A 14761-nucleotide genomic window follows, 5' to 3' on the forward strand; every position below is an offset into this window, starting at 1 on the left:
ACGCCACCATATTTCCCCAAGTCTCGCGGTGTGCTTTATCGTTCGCTCATGCAATTGTCGTCGCGGCTACTCGACAACTACTTCAAGATCACCGAGCGTGGCTCGACCGTCGGATCCGAGGTACGGGGAGGCGTGGTCACGTTCGTGGCCATGGCCTACATCGTCGTCCTCAATCCGCTGATTCTGGGCAGCTTCTCGGCCGACGATGCAGCGGCCAAGACCGACGTGCTCGGCAACATCCTGCCGGTTGCCCAGGTCGCCGCCGTCACGGCGCTGGTGGCCGGGTTCATGAGCATCGCCTTCGGCATCATCGCGAACTACCCTTTCGGCATCGCCGCGGGCCTGGGCATCAACACCCTGCTCGCCGTCACCATCGCTCCTCAGGTGACGTGGCCCGAGGCCATGGGGCTCGTCGTCATCGACGGCATCATCATCGTGCTCCTGGCCGTCACCGGGTTCCGCACGGCGGTGTTCAACGCAATCCCGGCCGAACTCAAAGCGGCGATCGCGGCCGGCATCGGCGCGTTCATCGCCTTCATCGGGCTGGTCGACTCCGGGTTCGTCCGCCGCATCCCCGATGCCGCAGGCACGACGGTTCCCGTCGGCCTCGGGATCGACGGGTCCATCGCGTCGTGGCCCACGGTGATCTTCGTGTTCGGGCTGTTGCTGATGGGTGTGCTGGTGGTGCGCAAGGTGCGCGGCGGTCTGCTGATCGGCATCGTGGTCACGACGGTGCTGGCGGCGATCGTCGAAGCCGTCACCGATGTGGGTCCGTCCAACGGCGTCGACCCGAAGGGCTGGAATCTGTCGGTACCGCAGTTGCCGGGTCAGTTGGTGCAGTCGCCCGATCTGTCGCTGGTCGGCAACGTCGATCTCCTCGGAGCATTCACGCGCATCGGCGTGCTGGCCGCGAGCTTGCTGGTGTTCACCCTCGTGCTCGCGAACTTCTTCGACGCGATGGGCACGATGACCGGTTTGGGTAAGGAAGCCAAGCTGGACAAGGACGGGACACTGCCGAACATCGGCAAGGCGCTGGTGGTCGAGGGAGCGGGAGCGATCGCCGGAGGTGGGGCCTCGGCGTCGTCGAACACCGTGTTCGTGGAATCGGCGTCCGGCATCGCCGAGGGTGCCCGCACCGGACTGGCCAACGTCGTCACCGGATTGCTCTTTCTGCTGGCCATGTTCTTCACTCCGCTCACCGCCGTCGTTCCGATCGAAGCAGCGGCTCCGGCCCTGGTCGTGGTGGGTGCGCTGATGATCGGGCAGGTACTCGACATCGACTTCCGACGCTTCGACTACGCGCTGCCTGCCTTTCTGACCATCGTGGTCATGCCGTTCACGTACTCCATCGCCAACGGGATCGGCGTCGGTTTCATCACCTGGGTGATACTCGCCGTCGGGTCCGGCCGGGCGAAGTCGGTACATCCCCTGCTGTGGATCGTCGCATTGCTGTTCGTCGCATATTTCGCCGTCGGACCCATCACGGAGGCGGTTACATGATGCGTGGTCGGTACCAAGGCGTATCCTCTGCGCTGTGACGTCGGGAAACATTGTGAAAGACAATCGGGAATTGGCAAGCGATCTGTCGCTTGCGGTGGTGAGGCTGACTCGCCACCTTCGGGGTAGGCGAGTGGACTCGCAAGTATCACTGACTCAGCTGTCGGCTCTGGCCACGCTGAGCCGGGAGGGCGATATGACTCCCGGTGCGTTGGCTGCGCGGGAGAGGGTGCAGCCTCCGTCGATGACGCGGGTGATCGCATCGTTGGCCGAGCTCGGTCTGGTGGTGCGCACGCCGCATCCGACCGACGGACGTCAGGTGATCGTGTCGCTCTCGCCGGCCGGCCGAGAGCTGATCGCCGACGAGGCCAGTGCCCGCGAGGCGTGGATGACCGCGCAGCTGGCAGGGCTCGGACCCGAGCAGCTCGACACGCTTCGAGACGCGGTGAAAATCATCAGCGCATTGGTCAGCGACTCCGAGTAGTTACCTAGGTTTATTATTTGAACGGTGGCCCCTGCTTCCCGTACTTCCGGCTCGACGATGTTCGCCGCCCTGAAGACTCGCAACTACCGATTGTGGGCTTCGGGGCAGATCGTCTCGCTGGTCGGCACCTGGATGCAGCGGGTCGCCCAGGACTGGCTCGTTCTGACGCTGTCCGGCGGCAACGGCTTTGCCGTCGGCATCGTCATGGCCCTGCAATTCGGGCCGACGCTGTTCCTGTCGGTCTGGGGAGGGGTACTGGCGGACCGGTACGACAAGCGCAAGCTCCTCATGATCACCCAGATCTTCGCCGCGGTCTGTGGCCTTGTCCTGGGTGTGCTCGATGTCGGGGGGATGGTCGAGCTGTGGCACGTCTACCTCATCGCCTTCATCCTCGGCTGCTCGTCGGCGATCGATGCGCCGGTGCGGCAATCGTTCACCATCGAGATGGTCGGCAAAGAGACACTCGCCAACGCAATTGCGTTGAACTCCATGACCTTCAACATGGCCCGCATCGTCGGGCCTGCCGTCTCCGGAGTGCTCATCACCCTCGTCGGCACCGGCTGGGTGTTTCTCATCAATGCCGTGTCGTTCGCGGCCGTGTTCGGTGCCCTCGTGGCGATGAACGTCGGTCAGCTCTTCCGCGTCGAACCCGCCCCACGCGCCAAAGGGCAGGTGCGGGAGGGCTTTCGGTATGTCTGGGGGCGCGGCGACCTGAGGGTCCTGCTGGCAACGGTCTTCATGGTCTCGACATTCGGGCTGAACTTTCCGCTGAGTCTGTCGGTGTTGGCGCGCAACACGTTCGGCAGCGGAGCAGACGCCTACGGTCTGCTGTCGACCACCCTCGCCGTCGGTACCTTGGCCGGAGCGACCCTGGCGGCCCGGCGCGCCACGGCACCGCGATTACGGCTCTTCATCGGTGCAGTCATCGCGTTCGGGATTTTCGAGCTGCTCGTGGGGTTGATGCCCAATTACGTTCTGGTGGCGATCCTGTTGGTGCCTACCGGCGCGTTGACGTTGACCTTCACGACGTCCGCGATGAATATTCTGCAGATGTCGGTGCCGTCCGATATGCGCGGACGCGTGATGGGTATCTACATGCTGTGCTTCCTGGGCGGAACCCCGCTGGGCAGCCCGGTCCTCGGCTGGCTCGCCGATGTGCTCGATCCGCGTGCCCCGCTCGTGTTCGGCGGCATCATCTCCCTGGCAACGGGACTCTTCGCGGCCGTATATCTACTGCGGCACAACAACTTGCGGATCACCGTGGTACCGCCCGCCGGCGGACACCGGCTGCCGACGCTCGATACGGTGGCCGCCACCGCCAAGGTGTGACGCGTTCAGATCCACCCGTGGCGTCGGGCCAGTGCGCAGGCCTCGTGCCGATTCGCCGCGCCGAGCTTCGCGGCGGCGGCGGACAGGTAGTTGCGGGTGGTGCCGGGCGACAGATGCGCGCGCTGTGCGATCTCCGCTATCGATGCACCGTCGGCGGCGAACTCGAGCACGTCCGCCTCACGCGGGGTGAGCGGAGAATCCCCAGCTCCGATGGCTTCTGCAGCGAGCGTCGGATCGACGTAGCGTCCGCCGCCGTGCACGGTGCGCACCACCTCGGCGAGGGTGGCGGCCGAGGTGGTCTTCGGCAGGAACCCGCGCACTCCGGCCTCCAACGCCTTCTTCAGATAGCCGGGTCGACCGTGGCTGGTCACGATGATCGACGCACACGTCGGTAGGGCCTCTCCAATCTTCTGGGCCGTCTCGATGCCGTCGATCCCGCCCATCTGCAGGTCCAGCACTGCCACATCGGGGGCAAGAGAGGCTGCGATGGTCAACGCTTTCTCGCCGGAGTCGGCCTGCCCGACGATCTCGATGTCGTCCTCGAGATCGAGCATGGTCGCCAGAGCAGTTCGGATCAGATTCTCGTCGTCGGCCAGTAGAACTCGAATCATGGTGTGGTCCTCGGCTTCTGGGTCGATGTCGGTAACGCCGCAGTGAGGATGAATTCCTCGCTCGTCTTCTCTGTGTTCAGCGCACCTCCGACCGCGACCAATCTCTCGCGCAGACCGCTCAGGCCGGTGCCGTCGTCGCGGCCGGCCGACGCGTGCGGATTGTCGTTGACGAGTCGAATGCTGTTGTCGGTCAGTTCGATCAGACAGTAGGTGGCCGCGGAGTGGCGCAGAATGTTCGTCACACCCTCACGGACGATCCAGGCAGCCGCCTCGGCCGCCGGCTCGGACAGAGTGGAGGTCTCGCCGACCAGTTCGGTGGAGATACCTGCGGCGGACAGCAGCGATCGGGCTCCGTCGAGTTCCGATGCCACATCGACCGATCGATAGCCGCGAACGAGCTTTCTGGCGTCGGCCATGGATTCCTGGGCCAGCAGGCGGACCTCGTCCATCTGGCCCGCAGCTCGGTCGTCACCCCGACGAGCAAGCGTCGCGGCGAGTTCGCTCTTGACGGCGATGGCGGACAGTGCGCGTCCGACGACGTCGTGCAGATCTCGCGAGAACCTCAGACGCTCCTCGGCGACCGAGAGCGCGGCCGCGGCGTCGCGGGTGGCGTCGAGTTCGGTGACGATGCGCAGCAGCCATGCCGACAGTTGCAGGGTGAAGGCCATGAAGGCGATGAAGAGACCGAGCACCAGCGTTTCGATCGCGGGGCGCCCCAGAGCCGCCGCAAGCGCAGCAGAGGCCACGGCGGCCGCCAGGCACCAGCGCAACGGGATCAGAGCTGCCACGGCAGTCGTGGCGAGGGCGGCGGCCCACAGCATGTTGTTCGAGTCTCCGCTGAACGCCACCACGACAGCGGAGACGGCCATGATCACCAGGGGCACGCGCGGACTTGCCTTCGAGATGCCACCGATAGCGGGAGTGCGCTGCACAATTACGAAAGTAGCTGCGGCGCAGACCGCTTCCGCCGCCATCGACAGATAGTCGTCGTACTGCAGAGATGTGAGCATCGCTGCGATTCCCACAGCGACGGCGAGCGTCAGGAACGATTGACGGGTGTAGACGCGCACCTTGTCCACTGCACTGCTGTCGTTCCAGCCGTGCAGTGGATTGAGGTACTCGTACAGCTTCATGGTCTCCAGCCTTGCAGACGGTCGACGAAGGGTGCGATCTAGGATCGCGGTTCCCAGCGGAAATGCGTGCGGGCGATCAGCAGACTGCCGACGATCCAGGCGAGCATCACCGCCAGTGGCATTCCGGCTTCGCCGAAGGTGGCGGCGAACCCGACCGACGCGTCGCCGGGGGTGGTGGTGCCGAACCAGCCCAAATTCAACAGGTCCGACACTGCGGCCATCGGAGTCAGCTCGATGACGTTGCTCAATGAATCCGGGACGACGCCACGCAGCGCAGACGACCCGACCATGGCGAGCAGGATGACCGGCAGGCTGGTGATCTGTGCGGCTTCCGCGTTGCGGGTGAAGGCGGACGTGATCAACGCCAGTGCCGCGAAGAGTGCCGCGCCGCCGAGGAGTGCGACGGCGACGAGCAGGGGATTGGTGGGAACCGGCCCACCGAAGGCCACCACCACGGCTCCGACGATCAGGCCGAGCGCGACGGTGAGTACCAGCGAGGGTATCGCCGGGCCCAGCAGTATTTGAACGTCCGAGCTTTCTCCGGTACGAAGTCGCTTCAGTACCAACTCGTCTCGACGTGTGGCATAGACCGAGAGCATGTTGTAGTAGACCAAGAGCACCAGCAGGAACAGTGCGAAGATCTCCAACGCACTCGCGACGCCTGCGTCCCTCAGCCCGCCGTCACCCCGGCTGCCGATGATCAGCAGCACGATGGGGACGATCAACGGCATGACGATCGCGTTGAACAGCAGTACTCGGTTGCGTCCGAGAAGCGTGAACTCTGCTCGCGACAGGGCGGTCATCGTGCTCATGCGCTCATCACCTTCTGGTCTGTAACGTCCGTATTGTCGAATTCGTCTGCGATGGAGAGGAACACGGTTTCCAGCGACGCCGCTCGGGCGTCCAGGCCGTGCAGTGTCACCCCGTTGTGTCGAGCCCACAGCAACAGATCGGTCAAGGTGTCCTGCACCGACGACGTCTGAATCGAGATGGTCTCTCCCGAGACGTCGACGGACGTACCGGGCAATGTCGGCAGCGCCGTACCGGGGGCTGTCAGTTCGATCTTCGCGGGGTGGTCGGCAACCACCTCGTCCACCGTTCCGCTGCGAACGACTGTGCCGCGGTGCATGATCGCCAACCGGTCACAGAGAGACTCGGCCTCGTCCAGGTAGTGCGTCGTGAGCATGATCGTCACCCCCGAGTTCTTCAGCTCCTGAATCAAACGCCATGTGTTGCGGCGACTTTCGGGGTCGAGTCCGGTAGTCGGTTCGTCCAGGAACAGCACTCGTGGACGGCTGATGATGGCGCAGGCCAGATCCAGTCTGCGCTGCTCGCCACCGGAGAGAAACTTCACCCGGGTATCGGCGCGGTCTGCCAGGTCGACGCGTTCGAGCACGTCCGCCACCGGCAGTGGATTGCTGCAGGTACCTGCCCACATCCGCAGGCTCTCGGCGGTCGTCAGATCCTGTGGCAGGCCGCCCTTCTGCAGCATGATGCCCAGAGAGGGGCGGACCTTGCGGCGATCGGACACGGGGTCCATTCCCATGATCCTGACCGAGCCCTTGCTGGGCCGCGAAAGACCCTGAATCACTTCGAGAGTGGATGTCTTGCCCGCACCGTTGGTGCCCAGCAACCCGAACAGCTCGCCCTCGGCGATGTGCAGATCGAGAGCTTTGACGGCGTCGTATGCGTTCTTACCCGAACCGTAGCGTCGAGTCATTCCGTCGACATCGATGATGGTCATGATTGCTTCCCCCAGTGGCGCATTCCGATGACGAACCGGACACCCATGAAGGCGACGATGACGCCGAGTACGACGAACGCCGGAAGCGACGTACCGACGATCGCGAACAGCACGGCGACGATGGCGATGGTGATGACGATGACGACGATCTCACGCGCCATCGTCGGAGCCGGTCCGAGCTCCATCAGATCGGTGAACAGGTTTCCTTCGTCTGGTTGCTTCATGACTACGAGTCTGCTGCGCCCGAACCACCGAAAACAGTGCAGCGCATCATGACCTGAAGTGACACCGTCACAGTCCAGTCATGACAAACGTCATGTGCTTTCCGACTGCGCCCTCGTTGCCGGGAGTTCGGGTACCTTCAGCACGTGAATCGCACCGAGCCGGCGAGCCCCGACCGTCGTACGCAGGTACGCGCTATTCTGGCGGGCTCCGTGCCGAACCTGGTGCAGTGGTTCAATCTGTACCTCTACGCAACATTCGCGCCGTACTTTCGGACCGAGTTCTTCGATCCGGCCTCGACCGATTCTCTCGTGTACGTCTATGGACTCTTCGCACTGACCTTCGTCGTTCGCCCGCTCGGGTCGTGGTTGTTCGGCAGGCTCGCGGACGCGCGTGGCCGACAGTTCGCGCTCGTCGCGGCGGTGACTCTGATGTCGGCCGGATCGGTCGCTCTTGCGCTGACTCCCACCGTCCACGCGATCGGGGCCTGGGCGGCGGTGATTCTCGCGGTCGTGAGCATCGTCCAAGGCATCGCGACCGGTGGCGAGTATGCGGCGGCGACGGTGTTGCTCTCCGAATCGGGAACGCGAGGCCATCGCGGATTCTTCGCCTCGTTCCAGGCCGCGACCATCGTCGGCGGCCTCGTGCTGGCGCAGGCCTGCCTACTCGTACTCCTCGCGAGCAGCGACCGTGCAGAGATTTCGGAGTGGGGATGGCGCCTGGCGTTCGTCGCCGGAGGGGCAGCCGGCCTGGCCTCGTTGTGGTGGGCCCGCGGACTCGATCGCACGCAACCTGCGCCGAGAACGCCACGAGCAGAGCGAGAGTCCACGCTGGGGGCGCTGTTTCGCGATCACTGGCGTCCGCTCGTCTGGGTGTTCCTGCTGACCGCAGGAGGAAGTGCAGCGTTCTACACCTATACCGTCACCGTTCCCTCGATCGTGCGCGAGACGTTCTTCGCCGCGGACGGTGACAGGGGAGAGCTCACGGCGACCGCTGTCGTACTTGCCGCCTTCGTGGTGCTGATGGTGCTGCAACCCATCGGCGGCGCACTGAGCGACCGAATCGGGAGAAAGCCGCTACTCATCGCCTTCGGGGCACTCGGGATCTCGGGTACCGGGGCGCTGCTGGTGGCGACCACCCGGGTGACGTCCCCACCGGTGGTCCTCGTCATCCTGATGTCGGCGTTCGTCGTTCTGACGTGCTACCTGTCGGTGAACGGCATCGCCAAAGCCGAAGTGTTTCCCGCACACATCCGTGCGCTGGGCGTCGGCTTCGGCTACGCGGTGGCGAACTCGCTCTTCGGCGGAACAGCACCGTTGATCTATCACGCCACGAGCAGTCGGCACAGCATCGAATTCATCGCGTACATGACCGCGCTGATCGCGGTGACGCTGTGCGCCGCTCTCTGGATGCGAGGTGGCTCGGCGTCAGCGCTCGATGCGCCGAACGGCTCTAGAAACCCCAACCCATGACGGCCGGGCGTGCAGTTCCGAACGTCAGGTCGAGTGCATGCAGTGATTCTTCGTTGCGGGCGGTGAGGCGGTTGGCTGCGGCGAACAGTCGGGCCCGATGGGTGCCGAAGTAGATGCTGGCCAGCACGTCGATGTCGAGTTCGATGTCCGGCTCGGATTCCACCCGGGTACAGGTGGCTCGGCCGTCGGTCACGGTCAGCGAGTAGGTGCCGCCCGCATCGAGGAAGGGATCTCGTACAGCGATGATCAGCGAGGTGTCGAGTGCGTAGGTGCGAGCCTCCAACGCTGCCTCGACGTGCATGATGCGGCCCCACAGCGCGTCGTGATGCGCGGTGACCTTCGGTAGCCGATTGTTGGTCAGCAGGAACGGAAGTGCTTCGTCCCGTGCCTGCCGTACCTCGATGGTGTCGACCAGGTCGACCCCGACCAAGATCTGCCACAGCGCGGCGTACGCGTCGTCGGTCACCGCGATGAATTCCTCCACCACCACTCGGCTCGGGTTGCGTCCGCGTCGATAGGCGACGTAGCCGTCGGAATGGGCGATGAAGAACAGCGCCGTCAGCCCGCCGCGTCGGTTCTCACGATCGGCGAAGAATCGCTCCCAGCGGATCGGCGGCTTGGGCTGCGCGCCTGCGGTCTGCTGCTGCCAGCGATGGTAGATGTCGGGGAGCAGTTCGGTGGCCTCGGCCGATTCGATCAGTCGTACACCGGTTGCCGGGGGCGCGTCCTTGCGGAACTGCGCGAATCGACGGTCGATCGAGACGCTGATCTCCTCGGTCACCGGTCCGTAGCCGAAGCGTCCGTAGATCGTCGCCTCGCTGGCCGTGAGCAGCGAGAGGGGTGCGCCCGCGTCGTTCAGCGCGCGGTGCTGCTGAGTGAACATCGATCGCAGGATGCCGCGTCGACGATGCGTCGGCGCGACCGACACCCAGGAGACTCCGGACGCCTCGACCTGCGCACCACCGGGAACGGTGACCGACATCGGGAAGTGCATGGCCACACCCACCGGGGTCTCGCCGTCCCACGCTAGGTACACGTGCTCGGACTGGGTCAGGATCTGCGTCTCGGCCAGGTCCTCGGCGTTCTGGTGCTCGCCGAATGCATGGGCGTCGAGCAGCGCGACGGCATCCCAGTCGTCGTCGGTGGCGGTGCGGATGGTGATCGATTCGTCGGTAGTCATCGCTCATAACTTTTCCACACAGGGGTTGTGGTTCGCCGAGGGACTGCCAGAAATGCCGGGTGACAAGATGAGCGGGTGGTGCATGTAATCGATATCGACGACCCATCGGACCCGCGACTGGACGACTTTCGCGATCTCAACTCGTCGGACAGGCGGCCCGACCTGCCCGAGGGCAAGGGCTTGGTGATCGCCGAGGGCGTGTTGGTTGCACAGCGTCTGTTGACCTCGCGTTTCCCGATGATCAGTCTGCTCGGTGTGGATCGACGGCTCGACGCCTTGCGTGACGATCTGGCAGATTCCGACGTCCCGTTCTACCGGACGTCGGCGGAGGTGATGGCCGAGGTCGTCGGGTTCCATCTCAATCGCGGGGTGTTGGCGGCGGCGAACAGACCGCCTGCGCTGGAACTGGACGAGGTGCTGGCCGACGCGAAGACGGTGGCGATTCTCGAGGGCGTCAACGATCACGAGAATCTCGGGTCGATGTTCCGCAACGCGGCAGGGCTCGGGGTGGACGCAGTGCTGTTCGGAGCCGCGTGCGCGGATCCGCTGTACCGACGGTCGGTACGGGTGTCGATGGGGCATGTGCTCCGTGTGCCGTTCGCGAAGGTGCCCGAGTGGCCGCGCGGCCTCGATCGCGTACGCGCGCACGGCTTTCAGCTGATCTCGCTGACGCCCAACCCGGAGGCGGTGTCGCTGGCCGCGGCGATGACGGGGGAGAAGGTTGCCCTGCTGCTCGGTGCGGAGGGGCCGGGCCTGACCGAACATGCCATGCGCGCCACGGATATTCGTGCTCGGATTCCGATGGCCCCTGGCACCGATTCGCTCAACGTGGCGACGGCCGCGGCGATGGGATTCTACGAACGCGTGCGGTTGACGTGATCGATCACGACGCGAGCGTGCGTTGGACCGGAATCCCGATCGCTGTGATCTCGGCGGCGCTCGTGGGAGTGGCCCTGACAGCATTCGGTCTGGAGCTGGCCAGAATTCATCCGTTGCTCGCGATCGGCCTGAACATCATCGTTGTCGCGGGTGCCGCGCCGACGGTCATGCGATGGCTCGTGACCCCGGTGTGGCGCTGGGCTGTGTACGGAGCCGGTATCGGTTCCATCCTGAGCTTCGTGGCACTGGCCGCGCTGGCGTTCTGACGTTCGCCGGGCACCCGGAGCGGGCACGGTTGCGCACTACCGGCGACGATCGGCGGGAACCCGTCGACAGGCGGTCGTTGCGTGCAACTGTGCCCACCCGAGCCACTATTTGCGCGAGAACCAACGCTTCTTCGGCCGCGGTGCCTGCTCATCGGGGGCACCGGGCATCGGTTCCTGTGCGCCCCGGCCGTTGGAGTTCTGCTGGTTCGGTGGCGGCGGTTCCTGCCCAGGAACGTACATCGTGAATCCGCAGACCGGCAGGGTGTTCGGATCGAATTCGTCCGCGTGCGGCGCGCCGGTGTAGCGGAATCCGAGCCACTCGGCGTTGGCGGCCTCGGCGAATTCCTGCGGGTGGAACGGGAGCGATTGCGGATCCGGCATCACACCGGGGGGATAGATCAGTGGATGCTCACCGGCCCAGAAGGATCTTTCCCACACCAGGGGCAGGCCCGAGTCCTCGTAGATGTACACCGGTGTGGCGCTGAAGGAGCGGCGGAATTCACCGCGCTCCCAGTAGGCGAACGCTCCCCAGGCGTGTTGGGGATCCGAGGCGACGAGGTAGGTGTGCTCGGATGCCAGAGGGCGAGTGAAGGATTCGGGAAGACTCGACGGCGTGGGCACCGCGAGATTGGATCCACACACCACGGTGACGCCTGGGTAGCAGCCGATGAAGACGTGATCGTCGTCCACGCCTGCCGAGGTCGATATCGGGCCCTGTCCGAGGGGCACTGCCGTCAAGTGGGGGTACAGACGTCCGACGAGTGCGGTCGCAGCATTCCAGTCCGAGGTAGTTGCCTCTCGGAGAACAGAAATGGGATCCGGCGCGTCCACGTACCAGATCGTTGATGCTTTGGCCCCCACTACCGGCACCTCTCTCTCCGTTACCTCCTGGGAAGCCTACGGTGCGAGCGTCGGTGATTCTTCACCGCGCGGCACATCTGTCACGTTCAGTTGTGACCGCTGCTGCGAACGCCGAGCAGAACGTCCTCCCACGACGGCATGGCCGGCTTGCCGCGCTTGTCCTTGCCGCCGGTGTGACCCGCAGCCGGCTTGGGTGCGGGCTTGGGTTCCCTGGCCGCCGGTTCGCGAGGCTGCTCGGGCTCGGTGGTTTGCACAGCGTCCACCTCGACGTCGATGGTCTCGACATCCATTTCGCTGTCGGCGGTGGTGCCGTAGTACTCGTCGAAGCTCTGCTGTGAGGCCTCGTCGTCGCCCGAGTCCTCGGCGGACGCGAGTGCGCGCACCGGGGCCAGACCGCGAAGCTGGCGTCCGAAGTCGGGATCGATGAGTTCGTGTGCGGTGTCGTCGAGGGGCGCGATGGTGCCGCCGTGCCCGTCGGGGAGGAACTGCCAGTGCGCCTTGTTGGTGGTGCGGCCGGCCTGCCACTTCAACTGCGCGACCCATTTGTTGTCCTCGTCGCGCCAGGCGTCCCACGCCGCGTCGTCGAGGTTGTGCCCGCGAGCACGGAAGGCGAGTGTGACGATCTCGAGCAGGGTCTGCACGGCGGGGCCGTCGTGGCGCAGCGGATGACCGGCCTGAGCCATCGAAGCGGCCTGCGAGCGCTCGAGCAGCACGGGGTGCGCGAACACCTCGACGCGGCTGATGGCCATTCCGGAGTCGGCGGCAACCTGTTCGATGGTCGCTCCGCTGCGGATGCGCGCCTGAATTTCTTTCGGCCGAAGCAAGCTGTCCATTTCGATCTCAATCTGTCCTAGTCGAGCGATGTCGCCGCGGGAGGCCGCGCGGAGCTTGTCGTCGGCTGGAAGCCGGAATCTGTCGCCGGTCTTGGGATCTGCACACACGACGAACTTTCCGTCGGCCTCGAGACCCACCACACGTAAGTCTCGCACCTTGACCTCCTCATCGCGCCGGCTCGCGATACCGTCGAATTCGAGCCTAGTTCACTCGCCGTACTCGGCGGGTGTTCGACACGCATCGCGTGTGCCGACGATCGTTTCCTTATCAGAGGGTAGACAGCTGCGGGCCCGGCTGCACCCATTCGGTCGATGTTCCATCAATTGCTTTGTGCGGCAACGTCGATACGTCTCTGCGAAGGTAGACGGCGCCCAGGCCGAAGCCGATGGTCAGGGCGATCGCGTGGCCGACGGCGGTGAAGGACGGGTCCGACACTCCACTGATGGTGACGACGCCGATCCACAGTGCGGCCCAGCCCGCACGCCACGGCATCGGCAGGTACCTGATCATCGACCCTGCGACCGCGGCTGCTGCGTAGCTGACACCGACGTCGACGGCCACCGCCAGCGAGTCGGCGAGCCAGTCGTTGTGAATGCCGATGAGCAGGCCCGCGGCCACCGATACCGTCGCACCGAGGTGTCCCGCACTGAAGGTCAGCAGAAAGCGGTGCCAGCCGGAGATCCATTCGGCGACGGCGAACAACAGGGCGACCGCGGCCAACCACGACCAATTCACCCGTCCTTCGGTGAGAAAGACGCTCGTGACGAGGGTGGCGAGGTGGCCGTCGGTCAGATTGTGCAGATTGGTGCTCGCCGCGTGCAGTACGTGCCAGCGATCGTGCGGGCCGATCTGGCCCAGCGCGACGATTCCCGCTGCCGCGAGAGCGCAGTACACCAGAGTCACACGAATCCGTAGCGCGAATGCCAGGAGCCTGTACATATGAGCGCTCCCCTCCGCGGTCGTTACGCTTGCTTACTTGATAGCGAGTGTATGCCGCGAAGGGAGCGCTGTAGCTGTGAGCTTGCTGCGAATGGTCGTTCCGCAGGCTCCACTCCTGCCCTGGTAATCAGCTCAGCGTGGACACGACCCAGTCGATGCTCTTGGTCAGTGCGGTGATGTCGTCCGGCTCGATGGCCGGGAACATACCGACACGCAACTGGTTGCGGCCGAGCTTGCGGTACGGCTCGGTGTCGACGACACCGTTGGCGCGCAGGATCTTGGCGACCTGGGCTGCGTCGACCTTCTCGTCGAAGTCGATGGTGCCGACGACCTGGCTGCGGTGATCCGGGTTGGTCACGAACGGCGTCGCGAATTCGCTCTTCTCGGCCCAGTCGTACAGACGTGAGGACGAATCGGCGGTGCGGCCGGTGGCCCAATCGAGGCCACCCTGCGCGTTCAGCCACTCGATCTGGTCCGCGAACATCAGCAAGGTCGCCACGGCCGGGGTGTTGTACGTCTGGTTCTTGCTGCTGTTGTCGACGGCGATCGGCAGCGACAGGAAGTCCGGGACCCATCGATCCGTGGCAGCGATCTCGCTGACGCGCTCGAGTGCGGCCGGGCTCATCAGCGCCACCCACAGGCCACCGTCGGCGGCGAAGCACTTCTGCGGTGCGAAGTAGTAGACGTCCGAGTCGGCGACGTTCACCGGCAGACCGCCGGCACCGGAGGTGGCGTCGATCGCGATGAGGGCGTTCTCGGAGCCGGCCGGACGGCTGACCGGAATGGCCACGCCCGTCGAGGTCTCGTTGTGCGCCCAACCGATGAGGTCCACGGACGGGTCGGAGGTGGGCTCGGGCGCGCTGCCCGGCTCGGCCTTGACGACGATCGGGTCACCGATGAAGGGGTTGTTCTTGGCCACCGAGGCGAACTTCGAGCTGAACTCGCCGTTGGTCAGGTGCAGCGACTTCTCGCGGATGAGGCCGAACGCAGCGGCGTCCCAGAACGCGGTGGTGCCACCGTTGCCGAGCACGACCTCGTAGCCCTCGGGAAGCGAGAAGAGATCCTTCAGACCACTGCGTACACGTCCGACGACGTCCTTGACGGGCTTCTGACGGTGGCTGGTGCCGAACACGGAAGCGCCGACGTCGACCAGGGATTGCAGCTGCTCGGGGCGAACCTTGGACGGGCCGCAACCGAAGCGTCCGTCGGCGGGCAGAAGATCGGCGGGAATGATCGGCAATTCGGCCATGGAGTAGCGCGTCCTAGCGTCGATGGAATATGGCATCCACAGGCTAGTCGGGTGTCATGAC

At 65.0% G+C, this 14761-nt stretch carries 16 protein-coding genes; 6 read left to right on the top strand and 10 right to left on the bottom strand.

From position 1 onward, the window contains the following. The first annotated feature begins 48 nt into the window (after positions 1-48). From MTX34_RS06640 to MTX34_RS06650, 3 genes are read left to right on the top strand one after another with little or no spacing between them, the layout of a single operon-like run. The gene (locus MTX34_RS06640; protein WP_243593793.1) at positions 49-1500 is read left to right on the top strand and encodes an NCS2 family permease; all 1452 of its coding nucleotides are present in this window, start codon (positions 49-51) and stop codon (positions 1498-1500) included. 52 nt (positions 1501-1552) lie between these two features. Next, complete coding sequence (locus MTX34_RS06645) at positions 1553-1981, top strand: MarR family winged helix-turn-helix transcriptional regulator (protein ID WP_243593967.1); 429 nt, start codon at positions 1553-1555, stop codon at positions 1979-1981. Between the two features lie 57 nt (positions 1982-2038). Further along, positions 2039-3310 carry an MFS transporter gene (locus tag MTX34_RS06650; RefSeq protein WP_243593966.1) on the top strand — a complete coding sequence of 424 codons (1272 nt, stop codon included), beginning with the start codon at positions 2039-2041 and terminating at the stop codon, positions 3308-3310. 5 nt (positions 3311-3315) lie between these two features. Here the strand turns inward: MTX34_RS06650 and MTX34_RS06655 are convergent, their stop codons facing one another. Genes MTX34_RS06655 through MTX34_RS06675 form a run of 5 tightly spaced genes read right to left on the bottom strand, consistent with a single transcriptional unit; the run spans position 3316 to position 7022 of the window. Continuing rightward, positions 3316-3921, bottom strand: coding sequence for a response regulator transcription factor (locus MTX34_RS06655; protein WP_243593792.1), 606 nt, complete (start codon positions 3919-3921; stop codon positions 3316-3318). Next, the gene (locus MTX34_RS06660) at positions 3918-5054 is read right to left on the bottom strand and encodes a sensor histidine kinase (RefSeq protein ID WP_243593791.1); all 1137 of its coding nucleotides are present in this window, start codon (positions 5052-5054) and stop codon (positions 3918-3920) included. The genes MTX34_RS06655 and MTX34_RS06660 overlap by 4 nt, the downstream gene beginning before the upstream one ends. A gap of 38 nt (positions 5055-5092) precedes the next feature. After that, a complete protein-coding gene (locus MTX34_RS06665) occupies positions 5093-5866 on the bottom strand; it encodes an ABC transporter permease (RefSeq protein ID WP_243608837.1) in 774 nt (257 codons plus the stop codon). Further along, the gene (locus MTX34_RS06670; RefSeq protein WP_243608838.1) at positions 5863-6798 is read right to left on the bottom strand and encodes an ABC transporter ATP-binding protein; all 936 of its coding nucleotides are present in this window, start codon (positions 6796-6798) and stop codon (positions 5863-5865) included. The genes MTX34_RS06665 and MTX34_RS06670 overlap by 4 nt, the downstream gene beginning before the upstream one ends. After that, positions 6795-7022, bottom strand: coding sequence for a hypothetical protein (locus tag MTX34_RS06675; protein WP_243608839.1), 228 nt, complete (start codon positions 7020-7022; stop codon positions 6795-6797). The genes MTX34_RS06670 and MTX34_RS06675 overlap by 4 nt, the downstream gene beginning before the upstream one ends. A 144-nt stretch (positions 7023-7166) precedes the next feature. Between MTX34_RS06675 and MTX34_RS06680 the strand changes: the two genes are divergently transcribed. Beyond that, on the top strand, positions 7167-8492 hold the full coding sequence (locus tag MTX34_RS06680; protein ID WP_243608840.1) for an MFS transporter: 1326 nt from the start codon (positions 7167-7169) through the stop codon (positions 8490-8492). On the opposite strand, the gene MTX34_RS06685 is transcribed toward MTX34_RS06680, so the two are convergent. Then, on the bottom strand, positions 8473-9672 hold the full coding sequence (locus MTX34_RS06685; protein WP_243608841.1) for a GNAT family N-acetyltransferase: 1200 nt from the start codon (positions 9670-9672) through the stop codon (positions 8473-8475). The two genes, MTX34_RS06680 and MTX34_RS06685, sit on opposite strands and share 20 nt — an antisense overlap. 75 nt (positions 9673-9747) lie before the next feature. Between MTX34_RS06685 and MTX34_RS06690 the strand changes: the two genes are divergently transcribed. Both MTX34_RS06690 and MTX34_RS06695 read left to right on the top strand, forming a co-directional pair. Further along, a complete protein-coding gene (locus MTX34_RS06690; protein WP_243593785.1) occupies positions 9748-10551 on the top strand; it encodes an RNA methyltransferase in 804 nt (267 codons plus the stop codon). Then, positions 10548-10817: a DUF2537 domain-containing protein gene (locus MTX34_RS06695; protein ID WP_243593784.1), complete on the top strand. Its 270-nt coding sequence runs from the start codon at positions 10548-10550 to the stop codon at positions 10815-10817. The genes MTX34_RS06690 and MTX34_RS06695 overlap by 4 nt, the downstream gene beginning before the upstream one ends. A gap of 105 nt (positions 10818-10922) precedes the next feature. Here MTX34_RS06695 and MTX34_RS06700 read toward each other — a convergent pair whose 3' ends face one another. The 4 genes from MTX34_RS06700 to serC all read right to left on the bottom strand — a co-directional run bounded on the left by MTX34_RS06700 (position 10923) and on the right by serC (position 14700). Further along, entirely contained in the window at positions 10923-11678 is a 756-nt protein-coding gene (locus MTX34_RS06700; RefSeq protein WP_243608948.1) for a hypothetical protein, read from the bottom strand. Between the two features lie 86 nt (positions 11679-11764). Next, the gene (gene sepH, locus MTX34_RS06705) at positions 11765-12667 is read right to left on the bottom strand and encodes a septation protein SepH (RefSeq protein ID WP_243608842.1); all 903 of its coding nucleotides are present in this window, start codon (positions 12665-12667) and stop codon (positions 11765-11767) included. Between the two features lie 112 nt (positions 12668-12779). Next, positions 12780-13451: a rhomboid-like protein gene (locus MTX34_RS06710; RefSeq protein ID WP_243608843.1), complete on the bottom strand. Its 672-nt coding sequence runs from the start codon at positions 13449-13451 to the stop codon at positions 12780-12782. Positions 13452-13578: 127 nt separating this feature from the next. After that, the gene (gene serC / locus MTX34_RS06715; protein WP_243593781.1) at positions 13579-14700 is read right to left on the bottom strand and encodes a phosphoserine transaminase; all 1122 of its coding nucleotides are present in this window, start codon (positions 14698-14700) and stop codon (positions 13579-13581) included. Positions 14701-14761 lie beyond the last annotated feature (61 nt).

It is taken from the genome of Rhodococcus sp. ARC_M5 (assembly GCF_022810405.1).
In the GTDB taxonomy this organism is placed as follows: domain Bacteria; phylum Actinomycetota; class Actinomycetes; order Mycobacteriales; family Mycobacteriaceae; genus Rhodococcoides; species Rhodococcoides navarretei.